The organism is Microbacterium sp. S1037, assembly GCF_048381605.1.
GTDB lineage: Bacteria > Actinomycetota > Actinomycetes > Actinomycetales > Microbacteriaceae > Microbacterium > Microbacterium testaceum_B.
The window spans coordinates 518,436-536,550 of the sequence record NZ_JBLWIG010000002.1; the positions used below are offsets into that span (position 1 = coordinate 518,436).

15 protein-coding genes are annotated in these 18,115 nt (G+C 70.2%); 10 read left to right on the forward strand and 5 right to left on the reverse strand.

What is annotated here, in order from left to right; all coding sequences use genetic code 11:
• Positions 1 to 16: 16 nt before the first annotated feature.
• Positions 17 to 2,068 (reverse strand): M3 family metallopeptidase, encoded by a 2,052-nt coding sequence (locus ACMW4R_RS13205; protein ID WP_418300125.1) that lies wholly within the window; start codon positions 2,066 to 2,068, stop codon positions 17 to 19.
• Positions 2,069 to 2,149: 81 nt separating this feature from the next.
• Here ACMW4R_RS13205 and ACMW4R_RS13210 point away from each other — a divergent pair, with 81 nt between their 5' ends.
• Positions 2,150 to 2,740, forward strand: coding sequence for an ArsR/SmtB family transcription factor (locus ACMW4R_RS13210; RefSeq protein ID WP_418300126.1), 591 nt, complete (start codon positions 2,150 to 2,152; stop codon positions 2,738 to 2,740).
• Complete coding sequence (locus tag ACMW4R_RS13215; RefSeq protein ID WP_058626676.1) at positions 2,737 to 2,958, forward strand: hypothetical protein; 222 nt, start codon at positions 2,737 to 2,739, stop codon at positions 2,956 to 2,958. Before ACMW4R_RS13210 ends, ACMW4R_RS13215 begins: the two co-directional genes overlap by 4 nt.
• 7 nt (positions 2,959 to 2,965) lie before the next feature.
• Here ACMW4R_RS13215 and ACMW4R_RS13220 read toward each other — a convergent pair whose 3' ends face one another.
• Together ACMW4R_RS13220 and valS are read right to left on the reverse strand one after the other, a co-directional pair.
• Positions 2,966 to 3,214, reverse strand: coding sequence for a hypothetical protein (locus ACMW4R_RS13220; protein ID WP_058626675.1), 249 nt, complete (start codon positions 3,212 to 3,214; stop codon positions 2,966 to 2,968).
• Complete coding sequence (gene valS / locus ACMW4R_RS13225; RefSeq protein ID WP_418300127.1) at positions 3,214 to 5,781, reverse strand: valine--tRNA ligase; 2,568 nt, start codon at positions 5,779 to 5,781, stop codon at positions 3,214 to 3,216. The genes ACMW4R_RS13220 and valS overlap by 1 nt, the downstream gene beginning before the upstream one ends.
• Positions 5,782 to 6,045: 264 nt before the next feature.
• Here valS and ACMW4R_RS13230 point away from each other — a divergent pair, with 264 nt between their 5' ends.
• The 8 genes from ACMW4R_RS13230 (at position 6,046) to ndk (ending at position 17,014) form a co-directional block, all read left to right on the forward strand.
• Positions 6,046 to 7,674 carry an ABC transporter substrate-binding protein gene (locus ACMW4R_RS13230; RefSeq protein WP_418300128.1) on the forward strand — a complete coding sequence of 543 codons (1,629 nt, stop codon included), beginning with the start codon at positions 6,046 to 6,048 and terminating at the stop codon, positions 7,672 to 7,674.
• A gap of 24 nt (positions 7,675 to 7,698) precedes the next feature.
• Positions 7,699 to 8,676, forward strand: coding sequence for an ABC transporter permease (locus ACMW4R_RS13235; protein ID WP_058596263.1), 978 nt, complete (start codon positions 7,699 to 7,701; stop codon positions 8,674 to 8,676).
• Positions 8,673 to 9,515, forward strand: a complete 843-nt coding sequence (locus ACMW4R_RS13240) for an ABC transporter permease (RefSeq protein ID WP_418300129.1) — start codon at positions 8,673 to 8,675, stop codon at positions 9,513 to 9,515. The genes ACMW4R_RS13235 and ACMW4R_RS13240 overlap by 4 nt, the downstream gene beginning before the upstream one ends.
• Positions 9,512 to 11,059, forward strand: a complete 1,548-nt coding sequence (locus ACMW4R_RS13245) for a dipeptide ABC transporter ATP-binding protein (RefSeq protein WP_418300130.1) — start codon at positions 9,512 to 9,514, stop codon at positions 11,057 to 11,059. Before ACMW4R_RS13240 ends, ACMW4R_RS13245 begins: the two co-directional genes overlap by 4 nt.
• Before the next feature lie 389 nt (positions 11,060 to 11,448).
• Positions 11,449 to 14,844 (forward strand): isoleucine--tRNA ligase, encoded by a 3,396-nt coding sequence (gene ileS / locus ACMW4R_RS13250; protein ID WP_418300131.1) that lies wholly within the window; start codon positions 11,449 to 11,451, stop codon positions 14,842 to 14,844.
• Complete coding sequence (locus ACMW4R_RS13255) at positions 14,841 to 16,193, forward strand: bifunctional folylpolyglutamate synthase/dihydrofolate synthase (protein WP_418300132.1); 1,353 nt, start codon at positions 14,841 to 14,843, stop codon at positions 16,191 to 16,193. The genes ileS and ACMW4R_RS13255 overlap by 4 nt, the downstream gene beginning before the upstream one ends.
• The gene (locus ACMW4R_RS13260; RefSeq protein WP_081318144.1) at positions 16,181 to 16,594 is read left to right on the forward strand and encodes a DUF4233 domain-containing protein; all 414 of its coding nucleotides are present in this window, start codon (positions 16,181 to 16,183) and stop codon (positions 16,592 to 16,594) included. The genes ACMW4R_RS13255 and ACMW4R_RS13260 overlap by 13 nt, the downstream gene beginning before the upstream one ends.
• Before the next feature lie 3 nt (positions 16,595 to 16,597).
• On the forward strand, positions 16,598 to 17,014 hold the full coding sequence (gene ndk / locus ACMW4R_RS13265) for a nucleoside-diphosphate kinase (RefSeq protein ID WP_058596268.1): 417 nt from the start codon (positions 16,598 to 16,600) through the stop codon (positions 17,012 to 17,014).
• Between the two features lie 176 nt (positions 17,015 to 17,190).
• Here ndk and ACMW4R_RS13270 read toward each other — a convergent pair whose 3' ends face one another.
• Together ACMW4R_RS13270 and ACMW4R_RS13275 are read right to left on the reverse strand one after the other, a co-directional pair.
• Complete coding sequence (locus tag ACMW4R_RS13270; protein ID WP_058613077.1) at positions 17,191 to 17,421, reverse strand: PLD nuclease N-terminal domain-containing protein; 231 nt, start codon at positions 17,419 to 17,421, stop codon at positions 17,191 to 17,193.
• Between the two features lie 85 nt (positions 17,422 to 17,506).
• Complete coding sequence (locus tag ACMW4R_RS13275) at positions 17,507 to 18,103, reverse strand: vitamin K epoxide reductase family protein (protein ID WP_058613078.1); 597 nt, start codon at positions 18,101 to 18,103, stop codon at positions 17,507 to 17,509.
• Between the last annotated feature and the right edge of the window lie 12 nt (positions 18,104 to 18,115).

An 18,115-nucleotide genomic window follows, 5' to 3' on the forward strand; every position in this document is an offset into this window, starting at 1 on the left:
GGCACGGGGTGATCGCTCAGCCCGTCAGGCCCCGACGCTCCAGCAGTGGCTGGATCTCGGCATCCCTGCCCCGGAAGTCGCGGTACGCGGCGAGCGGATCGGCCGACCCTCCCACACCGAGGAGCCGCTGCCGGAAGCGGTCGCCGTTGTCGCGCGTGAGACCGCCGTTCTCGCGGAACCACTCGACCGTGTCGGCGTCGAGCACCTCGCTCCAGATGTACGAGTAGTAGCCCGCGCTGTAGCCGCCCGAGAACACGTGCGCGAAGTAGGTCGAGGCGTAGCGGGTGGGGACAGCCGGGTTGTCGAGGCCGATGTCGGCCAGCGCTGTCGCCTCGAACTCCGCGACGTCGATGTCGGCGGTCACCTCGTCGACGGAGAGGCCGTGCCATGCCTGGTCGATCCAGGATGCCGAGAGGTACTCGCTCGTCGCGAAACCCTGGTTGAACGCTTCCGACGCGTGCAGCCGCTCGACGACATCGGTGGGCAGAGGCTCATCGGTGTCGATATGACGGGCGTAGTTCGTGAGGATCTCGGGCCAGAGGATCCACATCTCGTTGACCTGGCTCGGGAACTCGACGAAGTCGCGGTGGACCGCGGTGCCGGCGAAGTGCGGGTAGGTGACCGTGGCGAACAGCCCGTGCAGGGCGTGACCGAACTCGTGGAAGAGCGTCGTGACCTCATCGAGCGTGAGCAGAGTGGGCGTGCCCGGCGCCGGCTTGTTGACGTTCAGGTTGTTGACGACGACAGGAGCCGTCCCGCGCAGGGCCGACTGGGTGACGATCGAGTTCATCCAGGCGCCGCCGCGCTTGGAGTCACGCGTGTACAGGTCGAGCAGGAACAGTCCGAGTTCACTGCCATCGGCGTTGTGCACCTCGAACACGCGGACGTCGGGGTGGTAGCCCTGCAGATCGTGACGTTCGGTGATCGTCACGCCGTAAAGCTGCTCGGCCGCGAAGAAGACGCCGTCGCGGAGGACGCGCTCGGCCTCGAACCAGGGGCGCAGGGCCGCGCGATCGAGGTCGTACTCGGCCGCGCGCACCTTCTCGGTGTAGAAGGCCCAGTCGTGGGCTTCGATCCGGATGCCATCGGCGTCCGCGATGCGCTGAAGGGCGGCCTGCTCGGACCGGGCGTTCGCCGCGGCGGGCACGGCGAGGCGACGGAGAAGATCGTGCACCGCTTCGGGGGACCCGGCCGTCTGGTCGGCGAGGATCGCGGCCGCGTGAGACGGGTACCCCAGGAGGGCGGCGCGCTCGGCGCGGAACCGCACGATCTCGCGGAGGACCTCGCGGTTGTCGTGCTCGTTGCCACGTGCGCCACGCGCACGCGATGCCTCGAGCAGCCGGCGCCGGCTCTCGCGGTTCGCGAGGGACGCGAGGTAAGGGTGTCCGGTGTAGAGCGTGAGGGTGACGACGTACCGACCGTCGAGCCCGCGGGCGGTGGCGGCCTGTGCGGCGGCCGACAGCTCGCCCTCGCTCAGTCCGTCGAGTTCGGCGGCATCGTCGAACACGACGGCGAGATCGTTGGTGTCCGCGAGGAGGTTCTTCTCGAACGTCGTCGTCAGGACCGAGAGACGCTGGTTGAGGTCGGTGAGCCGCTTCTTCTGCTCGTCGTCGAGACCGGCACCGGCCAACGACATCTCGCGGTGGTAACGCTCGACGAGGTGGCGGCTCTCGGCATCCAGACCCAGCTCGTCGAGCTGCGCGTGAAGAGCCGAGATGCGGGCGAAAAGGGTCGCGTCCAGCTGGATGGCGTCGCTGTGGGCGGCCATGAGCGGCGCGAGCTCTTCCTCGACGGCCTGGATCTCGGCCGTGCCGTCCGCCGACGACACCGTGTAGAACGTGCGGGCGACGCGGTCGAGCAGAGCCCCGCTGCGCTCGAGGGCCATCAGGGTGTTCTCGAAGGTCGGCGCGTCGGTTTGCGAGGTGATCTGCTCCACCTCGGCCCGGTGCGCGGCGAACGCTTCGCGGAACGCGGGCAGGTAGTGCTCGGCGCGAATGCTGCCGTAGGGCGGCAGATCGTAGGGGAGAGCGGGCGGTGAGAGGAGGGGATTGGTCACGGCATCCGTCATTCGTCCAGCGTAGTCACCTGCCTCATGACCGGATGCAAAGAAGTGTTTGCATAGATTCAATTGCAAAGGTATCTTTGCACTATGAGCACGGAGACGCCCCGCGAACGCATCCTCGACGCCGGCGCGCTGCGCGCCCTCGCACACCCCCTCCGCGTGCGCCTGTTCGATCTGCTCAGCCAGTACGGGGCTCAGACGGCCAGCGGACTGGCCGCGCTGACGGGCGAGTCCACGGGAGCCACCAGCTACCACCTGCGCGCACTCGCACGTCACGACCTCATCCGCGAGGTCGAGGGGCGCGGAACCGCGCGCGAGAGGTGGTGGGAGCGCCCCGCCGGCGCTGTCACGCTGTCTGACCCGGAACTCGCGAAGACCCCCGCGGGTCGAGCCGTGCAAGAGGTCGTCGCGAGCGAGACGTTGACGCTGCGACAGGAGCAGCTCATGCAGTTCGTCCGACACGGCTGGGACGAGACCGCCGAGTGGCGGGACGCCACCCTGATCTCCACCGCCAGCGCGAGGCTGACAGCCGAACAGATGGCCGAGCTCAGCGCTCGGCTACAGAACGTGATCGACGAGACGGTCGCCCGATACCGAGACCAGACCGGAGACGCTGTGCGCGTGGTGTCGGTGCGCGCCGACGTCTTCCCCCTGCCCATTCAAGGAGCCGCATCATGACCACCCTGACGACTTCCCTGCCCACCGCGCCCCGCGCGCTCGCGCCGACCGCTCTCGACCGCGCGCTGATCGCTCTCTCGCGGGCGCTCGCGCGAGCCGCCGAACACCGCATGCGGGCGCGCGAGGATCGGGCCCTCACCACCCGCACGCGGGACACCGCCCGTGATCGCGGGCGGTCACTGACCGCGGAGGCGGAGTTCACGCTCCGCATCCGCTGACGTCGACTCAGGCGAACTCGTCGCCCTCGTCGTAGCGCACGACGACCTCGCCGGCGGCATCCTGCGTCACGATGACGCCGGTGTCGAGCTCAGCCACCGGACGGCCCTCGAGGAAGGTCAGCGTCCACCGCGGCGCGGGGGCGCTGAGCCCGTCGGGGTTGAGAGCTTCCTCGACCGCGGCGATCTGCGCGTGGAGCACCTCGGGAACGGCCTTCGGCGGCTCTTCGCGGGCGGTCCAACGGGTTCCGAGCTGCATCAGTCCTCCTGGGGTGCGAACACGATGTCGGTGACGGTGGTGGTCTCGCCCTCGGCGAAGGCGATGGTCTCGATGCGTCCCACCGCCCGCAGGTCGCCCTCCGCGAGGCGCAGAGCCTCGACGTGCGGGCCGGAAACAGTGAGCGAGGTGACCGGCGTCTTCTGCGAGGCCTTCGCCTCGGTCTTGGCGCGACGGATGCCGATGAGCGCCTGACTCACGGCGGTCAGCACCGCCGGGTCGCCCTCGATGCCGAGCGGCTCGGGCCAGGCGACAGTGTGCACCGAGCCCTCTTCGAACCACGACCACACCTCCTCCGACGCGAACGAAAGCACGGGCGCGAACAGGCGCACGAGCGTCGACAGGGCCGTGCGCAGCGCGAGCGCCGCGGAGGCCTGACCCACGTCGGTCTGGTCGTACGCGCGCTCCTTGACGAGCTCGAGGTAGTCGTCGCAGAACGTCCAGAAGAACGACTCCGTGATCTCGAGCGCCCGCGCGTGGTCGTACGCCTCGAACGCGGCCGTGGCGTCGCGCACCACCGCATCCAGGGTCGCGAGCATGGACGCGTCCAGGGCGTGCGTGACCTGCGCGCCCTCGGGCACCGGGAACGACAGCACGAACTTCGCCGCGTTCAGCAGCTTGATCGCGAGGCGTCGACCGATCTTCACCTGCGTCGGGTTCTGCGGGTCGAACGCCGCGTCGGTACCCAGACGGCTGGACGCCGACCAGTAGCGCACCGCGTCGGAGCCGTGCTGCTTCAGGATGTCGGCGGGCGTCACCACGTTGCCCTTCGACTTCGACATCTTCTTGCGGTCGGGGTCGACGATGAAGCCCGAGATCGCGGCATCCGACCAGGGGCTCCGGTCGTCTTCGAGGGCGCTGCGCAGCATGGTCGAGAAGAGCCAGGTGCGAATGATGTCCTGACCCTGCGGGCGCAGGTCGAAAGGCGCCACGAGGTTCCAGAGCTCGTCGTCGCGCTGCCAGCCGCCGGCCAGCTGCGGCGTGAGCGACGAGGTCGCCCACGTGTCGAGGATGTCGCGCTCAGCGTCGAAGCCTCCGGCCACACCCCGCTGATCCTCGGCGTACCCCGGGGGCACGTCGGTGGTCGGGTCGACGGGCAGAGACGCCAGGTCGGGGGTCAGCACGCGGTCGTAGTCCCGCTCCCCGTTCTCGTCGAGGGCGTACCAGACCGGGATCGGCACGCCGAAGAAGCGCTGGCGCGACACGAGCCAGTCGCCGGTGAGCCCGTTGGTCCAGTTCTCGAAGCGCACGCGCATGAAGTCCGGATGCCACGACATCTCGCGACCGAGCGAGATCAGACGCTCGCGCAGCTCGGCATCCCGCGCACCGTTGCGGATGTACCACTGGCGCGTCGACACGATCTCGAGCGGGCGGTCGCCCTTCTCGAAGAACTTCACGGGGTGCGTGAACGGCTTCGGAGCACCCTCCATGGCGCCGGACTCCTGCAGCAGCTCGACGATGCGCTTCTTGGCGCTGAAAACCGTCTTGCCCGCGAGTTCCGCGTACGCCGCCTTCGCGGCATCCGTCACGATCACATCGGGGGCCTCGGCGACGATCCGCCCGTCCTTGCCGATGATCGTGCGGTTGGGTAGATCGAGCTCGCGCCACCAGATGATGTCGGTCACGTCGCCGAAGGTGCAGATCATGGCGATGCCCGACCCCTTGTCCTTCTGCGCGAGGGGGTGAGCGAGCACCGGCACCTCGACGTCGAACAGGGGCGTGCGCACGGTCGAGCCGAACAGCGGTTGGTAGCGCTCGTCGTCGGGGTTGGCGACGAGGGCCACGCACGCCGCGAGCAGCTCGGGGCGGGTGGTCTCGATGAACACGTCGCCCGAGCCGTCGGTCTTGGCGAAGCCCACGCGGTGGTACGCGGCGGGCTGGTCGCGGTCCTCGAGCTCGGCCTGCGCGATCGCGGAACGGAAGTCCACGTCCCACAGCGTCGGCGCGAGCGCCTGGTAGGCCTCGCCGCGCTCGATGTTGCGCAGGAACGCCAGCTGGCTCGTGCGGATCGAGTCGTCGGAGATCGTGCGGTAGGTCTGCGTCCAGTCGACGCTCAGACCCAGTTCGCGGAAGAGGTCTTCGAACTGCTTCTCGTCTTCGACCGTCAGCTGCTCGCACAGCTCGATGAAGTTGCGGCGGCTGATGGGCACCTGGTCGGCGGCCTTGCTGCTCTTGTTGTCGCCGCCCGCGAACGGCGGGGTGAAGTCGGCGTCGTAGGGGAGCGACGGGTCGCAGCGCACGCCGTAGTAGTTCTGCACGCGGCGCTCAGTGGGCAGGCCGTTGTCGTCCCAGCCCATCGGGTAGAACACGGTCTTGCCGCGCATGCGCTCGAACCGCACCTTGACGTCGGTGTGGGTGAACGAGAACACGTGTCCGATGTGCAGGCTTCCGGATGCCGTCGGCGGCGGGGTGTCGACCGAGTACACGCCCTGACGACCGGCCTCGGCGGCGCGGATGCGATCAAAGACGTAGGTGCCGTTCTCACGCCACACGGCGTCCCACTTCTGCTCGAGGCCTTCCAGGGCGGGCTTGTCGGGAATGGTGGCCATGGGGGTACTCCTCGAGCGATATGGGCGGCACTGTGTGAGCGTGCCTGATGGGTGTGGCATCCAGGATACCGGGGGAGTCGCGCGCGAGAGCGCGGCGCGCAGATCCGGAGATCGCGGCCGGATCCGGATGCATTCGCGCGCTGCGTCCGGATCCAGCGCCCTTCTCCGGATCTGCGGACCACCCTCCGCGCCCGGAGTTTCCGCACCGGGTCCAGGAACACCGGTAGTCTGAAGGTTCCCCATCGAAAACTCCGAGGTTGCTCCATGCCTTCTGTGCCTTCCCGCGGGCGGCTCGCCCGCCGCGTGCTCTCGACGGTGGCCGTCGCCGCGGTCGCCGCTCTGACCCTCTCTTCGTGCGCCGGTTCCGACCCCGCGGCAGAGGGGGACGGTGAGCTCGTCTGGGCGATCGAGGGAGCCAACCTCTCGGCCGGGCACATGGACCCGCAGACCAGCCAGCTCGACGTGTCGGCGATGGTCCAGCGTGCGGTCCTCGACTCGCTCGTGTTCCAGGAGGCCGACGGGTCGTTCTCGCCGTGGCTCGCGACCTCGTGGGAGGTCGAGGACGGCGGTGCGACCTACGTCTTCCACCTCCGTGACGACGTGACCTTCCACGACGGCACACCGTTCGACGCCGCCGCGGTGAAGGCGAACTTCGATCGCATCGTCGACCCCGCGACTGCGTCGGCGCAGGCGGCGTCGATGCTCGGCGGCGACCTGTACGCGGGCACCGATGTCGTCGACGAGCACACCGTCCGCGTGCGCTTCTCGCAGCCCTACTCACCCTTCCTGCAGGCCGCGAGCACGGCTCTGCTCGGGTTCTACTCGCCCGCCGTGCTCTCGGCGAAGGCCGACCAGCTCAAGGCCGGCGGTCCCGGGGTGAACGTCGGCACCGGCCCCTTCGAGCTGACCGAGTACACGCCCGATCAGGACATCGTGTACACCCGCAACGACGACTACACGTGGGGACCCGACGGCGGCGGAAAGCCGGCGTTCAAGACGCTTCGCGTCGACATCCTCCCCGAGGCCTCGGTGCGCCTCGGCGCGCTGTCGAGCGGCCAGGCCGACGTCGTGACGAACCTCCCGCCGAACCTCGTCTCGCAGGTTCCGGGCGATGACACCGTCGAGTCGATCGCGTACCCGGGCCTGCCCTACTCGCTGTACCTGAACGAGAAGTACGGGGTGTTCGCCGACCAGAACGTGCGGCAGGCCTTCAGTCGCGCGATCGACGTCGACACGGCCGTGCAGGAGATCTTCTTCGGGCAGTACCCGCGCGCCTGGAGCATCCTCGGCGCCACGACGCCCGGTTACGACGCGAGCCTCGAGAACTCCTGGCCGTTCGACCCCGCCGAGGCGAACGCGCTGCTGGACGCCTCCGGATGGACGGGACGGGATGCCGACGGCATCCGCACCAAGAACGGTCAGCGTCTCACCGCCCGGTGGATCGCGTGGACCCCGGTCCCGGACGACCGTGCGGCGCTCGCGAACGCGATCCAGAGTGACCTCAAGGCTGTCGGTTTCGACCTGCAGCGCGAGGTGCTGGAACCCGGCGCGTACAACGAGCAGTACGGTCCGAAGACGTTCGATCTGACCGACTGGGGCTTCTCGGGCGTCGACCCCGACCTGCTGCGGAGCCACCTCGCCACCGACGGTTTCCAGAACGCCTCGCAGGTCAGCGATCCCGCGCTCGACGCCCTGCTCGAGGAGGGCGCCTCGACGACCGATCAGGCCGCGCGGAACGCCATCTACGCGCAGGTGCAGCAGTGGAATGCGCAGCACGCCGCGATCGTCCCGCTGTACAGCCCCGCCCTGATCAGCGCCATCACTCCGAGAGTGTCCGGCCTGACCTTCGACCTCTACGGTCGCCCGTTGTTCGCGACCGCCTCGGTCGGCTGATCGCCCGCACACCACGGACCACGGATGCCACGCCCTCGCTCGCGCGCGATCCTCTCGCGCCTCGGCGGGATCGTGGCATCCGTCGTCCTGGTGTTGTGGGGAGCGGCCACCGTCGCGTTCGTCGCGTTCCGGATCATCCCCGGCGATCCGGTCGAGGTCATGCTCGGCCCGCAGGCGCAGGTCAGCGACGCGGTCAAGGACGGAATCCGCACGGAGCTCGGACTCGACCGCCCGGTGCTCGAGCAGTACGGCGCGTTCCTCGGTCGACTCGCGCGCGGTGACCTGGGGGAGTCGTACCAGTTGCGACTGCCCGTGAGCGAGGTCATCGGGCGCCAGCTCGGCCCCACCCTGCAGCTCTCGGCCCTCGCGTTGGGGATCGCGCTCGTCCTGGCCCTGGCATCCGCTCTTCTCGTCCGCGGACGGACGGGCCGGGTCGTGGCATCCGGGATCGAACTCGTCGTGCTCTCGTCGCCGGTGTTCTGGACGGGGCTCGTGCTGCTGAGCGTGTTCTCGTTCCAGCTCGGCTGGTTCCCGGTGTCGGGGGCGCGCGACCCGTCGGCGATCGTCCTGCCGGCCGTGACGCTGGCCCTGCCGGTCGCGGCTCTGCTCGCGCAGGTTCTGCGCGACGGGGTGCAGGCGGCGGAACGCGAACCGTTCCTCGTCACCGTGCGAGCACGTGGTGCCTCGCCGTTCCGCGAGAGCGTGCACCACACTCTGCGTCACGCGAGCGTGGGCGCCGTGACGCTCGCGGCCTACCTCGTCGGCTCCCTTCTCGGGGGCGCCGTGCTCGTCGAGACGGTGTTCGCCCGCCCCGGCATCGGGCGAGTGACGCTCACGGCGATCACCGACCGCGACCTGCCCGTCATCACGGGTGTGATCCTGCTGAGCGCGCTCGTCTTCGTCATCGTGAACACGATCGTCGACCTCGTCGTGCCGCTGCTCGACCCGCGGCTCCGGGGCGCGTCCGCGGCGATCCGGGTGCGGGCGGGGGTGCCCGCATGACGGTGGTGGATGCGCCGAAGCGCACGCGTTCCGGCGGGCGGACCCTCGCGCTCGGCATCGCCGGCGGGGTGCTCGCCGTCATCGCCCTCGCGGCTGTCGCCCCCGGCCTGCTCGCGACGCACGACCCGCTGGTCACCGACGTCCGTGCGGCTCTTCAGCCGCCGAGTGCGGCGCACTGGTTCGGCACGGACCAGAGCGGGCGCGATGTGTACTCGCGCGTCGTCTACGGGACGGGCCGCTCGGTCGGTACGGGGCTCCTCGCCACCGCGCTGGCTTTCGTCGTCGGTATCGTGGCCGGGTCTCTCGCCGCTGTCTCGCCAAGGGTCGTGGATGCCGCCGCCATGCGCGTCGTCGACGTGCTGCTCGCGTTCCCCGAGTTCCTCGTCGCGCTCCTCGTCGTCGCGGTCCTGGGACCGGGCCCGGTGAACGTCGCGGTGGCCGTGACGATCGCCGCCGTCCCGGTCTACATCCGCCTCGCTCGCGCGCAGACGCGCACACTCGCGGCCGCCGAGCACGTCGAGGCCGCGCGGATCGTCGGCGTCCCGGCCGTCATCGTGCACATCCGCCACGTGCTGCCGGGCGTCCTGGGCGCCGTGAGCGTGCTGGCCACGATCGGCATCGGCACGAGCATCCTCGCCGCGGCGGGGCTGAGCTTCCTCGGGCTGGGGCCCACCGAACCCACGCCGGAATGGGGGTTGATGCTCTCGGCTGGACGCAACCTCCTGCTGCAGGCTCCCTGGGTCGCCGTGTTCCCCGGGCTGGCGATCACCACGACCGTCATCAGCGTCAGCGTGATCGGGCGCATCCTGCGGGCCGGGGCCGAGGAGCGGGGCGCATGAGCGGGCTCAGGGTGCGAGACCTCCGGGTCGCCGCGGGGCGAACGCCGCTCGTCCGCGGTCTCGACCTCGACGTGGCGCCGGGGGAGTGCGTCGCGATCGTCGGCGAATCGGGCACCGGCAAATCGCTGACCGCGGCGGCGCTGCTCGGTCTGCTGCCGCGGGCCCTGTCGTGGAGCGCCGCCGCCCTCGAGGTCGACGGGGTCGACGCACGCGGACTCGACGAGCGGCGGTGGCGCGGGCTCCGCGGGCGCCGGATCGCCCTGGTGTCGCAGGACGCCCTCGTCTCGCTGGACCCGCTGCGGCGCGTCGGAGCCGAAGTGGCCGAGCCCGTGCGCATCCATGAACCCGCCGTCCGCGGGAAGGCGCTCCGCGCGCGCGTCCGCGGGGTGCTGGACCGCGTGGCGCTGCCCGAGCCCGACCGGCGGGCTCGCCAGTATCCCCACGAGCTCTCGGGCGGACTTCGCCAGCGCGCGCTCCTCGCCTCGGCTCTCGCCGCCGACCCCGCGATCCTCATCGCCGATGAACCGACGACGGCCCTGGATGCCACGGTCCAGGCGCGCGTGCTCGACCAGTTGCGGCGTATTGCCGACGCCGGTGTCGCGGTGGTGTTCATCAGTCACGACCTCGCGGCCGTCCGCCGCGTGGCCGATCGCGTGATCGTCCTGCACGACGGTCGCGTGGTCGAGACCGGCGAGACCGCCCGGGTGCTCTCCGACCCGCGCGATCCGCAGACCCGCGCGCTCGTCGAGGCGACGCACCACGAGCTCCTGCACCGCGCCCCACGATTCGACGCACCGCTGATGGCCGGCAAGGGACTGCGCAAGAGCTTCGGCGACCGCGTCGCGGTCGACGACGTCGGTTTCACGCTGCACCGTGGACGGACCCTCGCGATCGTCGGCGAATCGGGATCGGGCAAGACGACGCTCGCCCGACTCATCGTCGGAGTGAGCGCCCCGGATGCCGGAAGCCTCACGTTCGACGGACGCCCCTGGTCGCCCCACGCGGCGCGCGGTGCTGCTCGGCGCCGCGTACAGCTCGTGCAGCAGAACCCCTGGGGCGCGCTCGATCCGCGCTGGAGCGTCGCCCGCACGGTGGGGGAGGCGGTCGCTGCGGCCGGGGTTCCCCGTCCGCGCCGCCGCGCCGAGGTCGATGCGCTGCTGCACGAGGTCGGTCTGGGTGCCGGCTTCGGGCGACGACTGCCGGCGCAGCTCTCGGGCGGACAACGGCAGCGGGTCGCGATCGCTCGCGCGCTGGCGACGGATCCCGACCTCCTCGTTCTCGACGAACCGGTCTCGGCGCTCGACGCGACCTTTCGCGCGCGTATCCTCGACCGCCTTCGGGCTCTCCAGCGTGAGCGGGATCTCGCGATGGTGTTCATCACGCACGATCTCGAGGTGGTCGCGGGCATCGCCGACGACGTGCTCGTGATGAAGGACGGCCGCGTCGTCGAGTCCGGCCCCGTGCCGTGCGTGTTCGCCGAGCCCCGGCATCCCTTCACGCAAGAGCTCCTCGCCGCCTCCGCGACTCCGTCTTCCGAACGGTAAGTGTCCGAAACATCAGCGAGCTGCTCGCCGCGTGGACAGCGCCGATCACGGGGCGGTGAGTGTCCAGAACACCCGGAGGCACTCGCGCTGTCGTCCGGGTTTCGTGGACACTCACCGAACCTCCGGGCACCGCCGGCGACGCGCGGTGCGGGCGGGTTCGACGAGCCGCGACGGTTCGCGGGAGCGCGTAGACTAGAGCGATCAGCACCGATCCGGCCATCACCGGGGAGCTCGCGGAAGAAACGGGTCACGGCCCGGATTAGAACCGCGCGGGGCAGGCCCGTCACAGCCGCAGTGAGAGCGGCGTTCCCGGGAGGGCGCGCAACGCAGGGTGGTACCGCGGTCCCGACGGATCGTCCCGGCGAGGAGACCTCGACCCGCGGAGAGACATGACCTACCCTCGCCCCTCATCCTTCGGCCCCGCAGCTGACGCCAGCGCCGCGGGCACGGCATCCGTTGTTCCCAGCCCGCGCTTCCCGGACATCGAGCGTGACACCCTCGCGTTCTGGGCCGAGGACGACACATTCCGCGCCTCGATCGCGAACCGTGAGGGCGCCGAGGAGTGGGTCTTCTACGACGGCCCGCCCTTCGCCAACGGTCTCCCGCACTACGGGCACCTGCTCACCGGGTACGCCAAGGACGTCTTCCCGCGCTTCCAGACGATGCGCGGCAAGAAGGTCGACCGCGTCTTCGGCTGGGACACCCACGGTCTCCCGGCCGAGCTCGAGGCCATGAAGCAGCTCGGGATCACCGAGAAGGACGAGATCGAGCGCATGGGCGTGGCGACCTTCAACGCGAAGGCCCGCGAGTCGGTGCTCGAGTACACGCGCGAGTGGCAGGACTATGTCACCCGTCAGGCCCGGTGGGTCGACTTCGAGCGCGGCTACAAGACGCTCGACACGACCTACATGGAGAGCGTCCTGTGGGCGTTCAAGACCCTGCACGACAAGGGCCTCGCGTACGAGGGCTACCGCGTGCTGCCGTACTGCTGGCGCGACGAGACGCCGCTGTCGACGCACGAGCTGCGCATGGACGACGACGTCTACAAGATGCGTCAGGACCCCTCGGTCACCGTGACCTTCCCTCTCGTCGGCGCGAAGGCCGAGGCGCTGGGTCTCACCGGCGTCCGTGCCCTCGCGTGGACGACGACCCCGTGGACCCTCCCGACGAACCTTGCCCTCGCGGTGGGTCCCGGCATCCGTTATGCAGTTATTGAGGGCGGCCCGAACGGCGCGGCCGACGTGCACACGACCCCCGACGGCACCCCCGACGAGGCGTTCGAGGCCGTCGCGCACCGCTACCTGCTCGCCGAGGATCTGCTGCCGAACTACGCGAAGGATCTCGGGTACGAGAGTGCGGATGCCGCCCGCGCGGCCGTCCAGACGACGGTCCTGGGCGCCGAGCTCGAGGGCGTCTCGTACGACCGCCTCTTCGACTACTACGCCGACGCGTCGGTGTGGGGCACGCAGGACGCCTGGAGAATCCTCGTCGACGACTACGTCACCGTCAGCGACGGCACGGGCATCGTGCACCAGGCCCCGGCGTACGGTGAGGACGACAAGCGTCTCGCGGATGCCGCGGGCCTGCCGACGATCATCTCGCTCGACGACGGCGGCCGGTTCCTGTCGGCCGTGACCGACGTCGCCGGCGAGCTGTGGATGGAGGCCAATCGGCCGCTCATCCGTCTGCTGAAGCAGGGCGGCCGCCTGTTGCGCGAGGCGTCCTACGAGCACTCGTACCCGCACTGCTGGCGCTGCCGGAACCCCCTCATCTACAAGGCCGTGTCGAGCTGGTTCGTGCGCGTGACCGACATCAAGGACGACCTGCTGGCGAACAACCAGCGGATCACCTGGGTGCCCGAGAACGTCAAGGAGGGCCAGTTCGGCAAGTGGCTCGAGGGCGCTCGCGACTGGTCGATCAGCCGCAACCGATACTGGGGCTCGCCGATCCCGGTCTGGAAGAGCGACGACCCGAACTACCCGCGCGTCGACGTGTACGGCTCGCTCGCCGAGATGGAGGCCGACTTCGGCAGGCTGCCGCGCAACGCCGACGGCGAGGTCGACCTGCACCGCCCCTACATCGACGACCTCACGCGCCCGAACCCCGACGACCCGACCGGGCAGTCCACGATGCGCCGCATCGAGGACGTGCTCGACGTGTGGTTCGACTCGGGCTCGATGCCGTTCGCGCAGGTGCACTACCCGTTCGAGAACCACGAGTGGTTCGACGAGCACGCCCCCGCCGACTTCATCGTCGAGTACATCGGACAGACCCGCGGCTGGTTCTACGTCATGCACGTGCTCTCGACCGCGCTGTTCGACCGCCCGGCCTACACGGGCGTCTCGTGCCACGGCATCGTGCTCGGCAACGACGGGCAGAAGATGTCGAAGTCGCTGCGCAACTACCCCGACGTGCGCGAGGTCTTCGATCGCGACGGCTCGGACGCCATGCGCTGGTTCCTCATGTCGTCGAGCGTTCTGCGCGGCGGCAACCTCGTCGTGACCGAGGAGGGCATCCGCTCGGGCGTACGCGAGTTCCTGCTGCCGCTGTGGAACGCGTGGTACTTCTTCGCGACGTACAGCAACGCCTCGGGACCCGACGGCTACACCGCCGCGTGGCGCACCGACTCCACCGACGTGCTCGATCGGTACATCCTCGCGTTGACCGGCGACCTTGTGCGCGATGTCGCCGCCGACCTCGAGGGCCTCGACTCCACGACCGCCGCCGAGCGCCTGCGCGACTTCGCCGAGGTGCTGACCAACTGGTACATCCGGCGCTCGCGCGACCGCTTCTGGGTGGGTGTGACCGACGATCCCACCAGCCGCGAGGCCTTCGACACGCTGTACACCGTGCTAGAGACGCTGACCCGCGTCGCGGCCCCGCTCATCCCGCTCGTCTCGGAGCGCGTCTGGCAGGGCCTCACCGGCGGACGCAGCGTGCATCTGACGGACTGGCCCGACGCGTCGGCCTTCGCGGCCGCGGAAGACATCCGCACCGCGATGGACACCGTGCGCGACGTCTCGAGCGTCGCCAACGCGCTGCGCAAGCGCGAGGGCAAGCGTGTGCGCCTGCCGCTGCCGCGTCTGACGGTGGTGACCCCGGATGCCGCGGGCCTGGCGCAGTTCGACGACATCCTCCGCGAGGAACTCAATGTCAAGAGCGTCGAGCAGGTCGCCCTCGAGGACGGCACGGCCGCCGAGTACGGCATCACCCACCGCCTCTCGGTGAACGCGCGCGCCGCGGGCCCTCGCCTGGGCAAGCAGGTGCAGCAGGCGATCAAGGCCGCCCGCGAGGGCGACTGGAGCGAGGTCGACGGGCGAGTCGTGGCCGGTGGCATCGCCCTCGAGCCCTCCGAGTACGACCTCGTCGTGGAGACGGCGGGCCGGCCCGAGGGAGAGGCGCTCGCGGTGCTGACCTCGGGCGGCTTCGTGCTGCTCGACACCGTCACCACCCCCGAACTCGAGGCCGAGGGCCTGGCGCGCGACATGATCCGCGGCATCCAGGACACGCGCAAGGCGGCCGGCTTCGACGTGAGCGACCGTATCTTCCTGTCGCTGACGTTCGTCGACGACGCCGACACGCGGGCCGTCGCGCAGGCGTTCGACGTTGCCGGCGTGGCATCCGAAACCCTGGCGGAGGCGGTCGTCTTGGCCGGTCCGCAGGGCCGACTGATCGAGCGCGGCGCGGCCCTGCCCGCCGAGTACGAGACGCAGATCGCTGCCAAGACCTACGCGAACGTCGGCGCGGTCACCGTCGCCGTCGCCCGCATCGGAGGCACCGCATGAGCGACCGTACGAGAGCCGACGCCGTCTACAGCGCCCTGCTCGAACGCCAGGGCGAGCAGTGGGTGCAGCCGCGCGTCGAGCGCACCCGCCGCGTTCTCGAGCTGCTCGCCGACCCGCAGCGCACCTACCGCGTGATCCACGTCACCGGCACGAACGGCAAGACCTCGACGAGCCGCATGATCGAGAGCCTGCTGCGCGCGATGGGGCTTCGGACGGGCCTGTTCACCAGCCCGCACCTCGAGCGGTTCACCGAGCGCATCCTCATCGACGGCGAGCCGGTGTCGGATGCCGCGATCGCGGACGCGTGGGACGAGATCCAGCCGTTCGTCGACATGGTGGATGCCGAGTTGGCCGGCGCGGGCGACGCCCCGCTGACGTTCTTCGAGCTGCTGACGGTGCTCGCGTTCGTCGTCGCCGCGGACGCGCCGATCGACGTGCTCGTGCTCGAGGTCGGCATGGGCGGCGAGTGGGACTCGACCAACACCGCGGACGGCGACGTCGCGGTGTTCACCCCGATCGACATCGACCACGTCGACCGACTCGGCTCGACCGTCGGGGAGATCGCCACGGTGAAGGCGGGCATCATCAAGCCCGGCGCGGCCGTCGTCTCGGCTCCGCAGCCGCCCGACGCGCTGCGCGCCATCCGCCAACGCGCCGAGAAGGAGGGCGCGACGGTTTCGATCGCGGGTGACGGGTTCGCCCTCGAGGGGCAGACCCTCGCCGTCGGGGGACAGCAGCTCGACATCCGCGGCGTCGCGGGAACCTACCGCGAGGTCTACCTGCCGCTGTACGGCGCGCACCAGGGTGCCAACGCGGCCCTGGCGGTCGCGGCGGTCGAGTCGCTCATCGGCGGCGGGACCCAGCCCCTCGCCGCCGACGTGATCGCCGATGGTCTCGGCACCGCGACCTCGCCCGGCCGCCTGCAGCTCATCGGCACGGCGCCCACGGTCTTCGTCGACGCCGCACACAACCCGCACGGCGCCCGCGCCCTGGTCGCCGCCCTCGACGAGTCGTTCGACATCGACGAGTGGGGGGCGGTCATCGGCATCCTGGATGGAAAGGATGCCGTCGGCATCATGTCCGCACTCGTGCCGGCCGTCGCGCGTGTGTTCGCCACCGCTCCCGACAGCGACCGCGCCACCGATCCCGACACGATCGCCGACGTGGCCGAAGCGGCCGACCTGCCGGTCACCGTGCACCCGACGCTCGAGGACGCCGCCGACGCGGCACGGGCGTGGGCGGCCGAGTCCGACCGTCGCGCCGTCGTCATCGCGGGCTCCGTCGTCCTCGCGGGCGAAGCGCTGCGTTTGTCGGAGCTCGAGGACTGGAAGTCGGGGTGGCAGGCGTGAGCCCTCGGGAGCCGCGCGCGCGTCGCCAGCGCGGTGCCCTCGAATCGCTCGGTGCCGTCGTGCTCGGCTTCGAGTCGATCATCGTCTTCCTCGGCGGTCTCGTCGTCTACGGACTGAAGGTGCTGCCGTTCGGCATCGAGCCGTGGTGGGGGATCGTCGGCGGCGTCGTGATGGCCGTCGCCATGGTCGCCGTCGCCGGCCTCCTCCGCCACCGGAAGGCCGTGTGGGTCGGCTGGGCTCTTCAGGTGCTCCTGCTCCTCGGCGGGTTCCTCGTTCCGGCCCTCGCCGTCGTCGCGCTCATTTTCGGTGGCATGTGGGCGTATGCGACGATCAAGGGAGCGGCCCTCGACCGGCAGAACGCCCGGCGGTCCGCTTCCCCCGACCTCTCGAACGGAGAATGACCCATGGCCACCGAAGAGACCCTCGTCCTGGTCAAGCCCGACGGCGTCGCCCGCGGCCTGACCGGCGCGATCCTCGCCCGTATCGAGGCGAAGGGCTACGCCCTCGTCGACATCCGCCTGGTCGAGCCCGACCGTGAGCGCCTCGCCCAGCACTACGCCGAGCACGAGGGCAAGCCGTTCTACGAGCCGCTCCTCGAGTTCATGCTCTCCGGCCCCTCGGTCGCCATCCGTCTCGCGGGCAACCGCGTGATCGAGGGCTTCCGTTCGCTCGCCGGAACCACCGACCCCACCACCGCCGCGCCCGGCACGATCCGCGGCGACTTCGGCCGCGACTGGGGCCTGAAGGTGCAGCAGAACCTCGTCCACGGCTCCGACAGCGTCGAGTCCGCCGAGCGCGAGCTCGCGATCTGGTTCGCCTGATCCCGGATGCCGAGATGGCCGCCGCCCCGAGGGGTGGCGGCCATCACTGCGTCCCGATCCCTTCGACGAGCTCAGGAACCTGCGCCGGCGCCCGGTGAGATGACTGCTACCGGCCCGCGCCCTCGACCGAGGAGGTGGCTGTGCTTGTGGAAGCCACCGGCCCGCGCGCGACGCCCTCAGGTTCGCGACAAGCCCGCCCGGCGCCCCGCCGCCAGCCAGGACACCGGGCCGAGCACGGGAACGGCGAGGATCACGATCGCCCACACCAGCACCGACGTCGACGACAGCCGTCCCGCGCTGCGGCACAGGCTGACGATGGCCCAGACGGCAAGACCGAGCACCACCACGGCCAGCCCCGACCACACCAGGTCGTACGCGGCAGGCATCAGCGGGTTCGTGGCATCCATTCCTCGAACCTAGGGCACAAGTCCTTTGCGCGCGAGAAACCGCGGGTACGAGAACCCGAGGGCACGAGAACGACCCGCGATGAGGTCAGAACTGCGCCAGGACGTTGAGTCGAGCCTGCGCGATGACGGCGATGACGACGAGCGCCGCGAGTGTCATCAGCGGGACCCAGGGCATGAGCCGTTCGGCGACGTGCCGCACGCGCGGCGCCGGGATCACGCCTTCGCGGAGCACATGCAACGTCACGACGAAGAACGAGGGGATGACGACCGACCACGTCACCATGCACCACGGGCAGAGCGTCGCGAGCACGAAGATGCTCTGCGAGATCAGCCAGATGACGAAGGTCAGCGCGAAGGCGAAACCGAGCCAGAACAGCGCCCAGAACCAGCGCGCGAACCGTGCACCGGCCAGCAGCGCCATGCCCACGACGACCGGCGCCATCCACGCCGTGAGGCCGATGATCGGGTTCGGGAATCCGAACACGCTGCCCTGGGGCGACTGGAGGTTCGCCGAGCACTGGACCAGGACGCTGAAGTCGCAGGATGCCGCTTCCCCGGGGTTCTTCAACTGGGCGAAGCGCTCCATCGTCAGCGAGAACGCCGCCCACCACCCGACGATGCCGGCTAAGACGAGCCAGATCGCGACCACGACGGGGCGGCGAGGGGTGACGGTGTCGCTCATGGCTCGATTCTG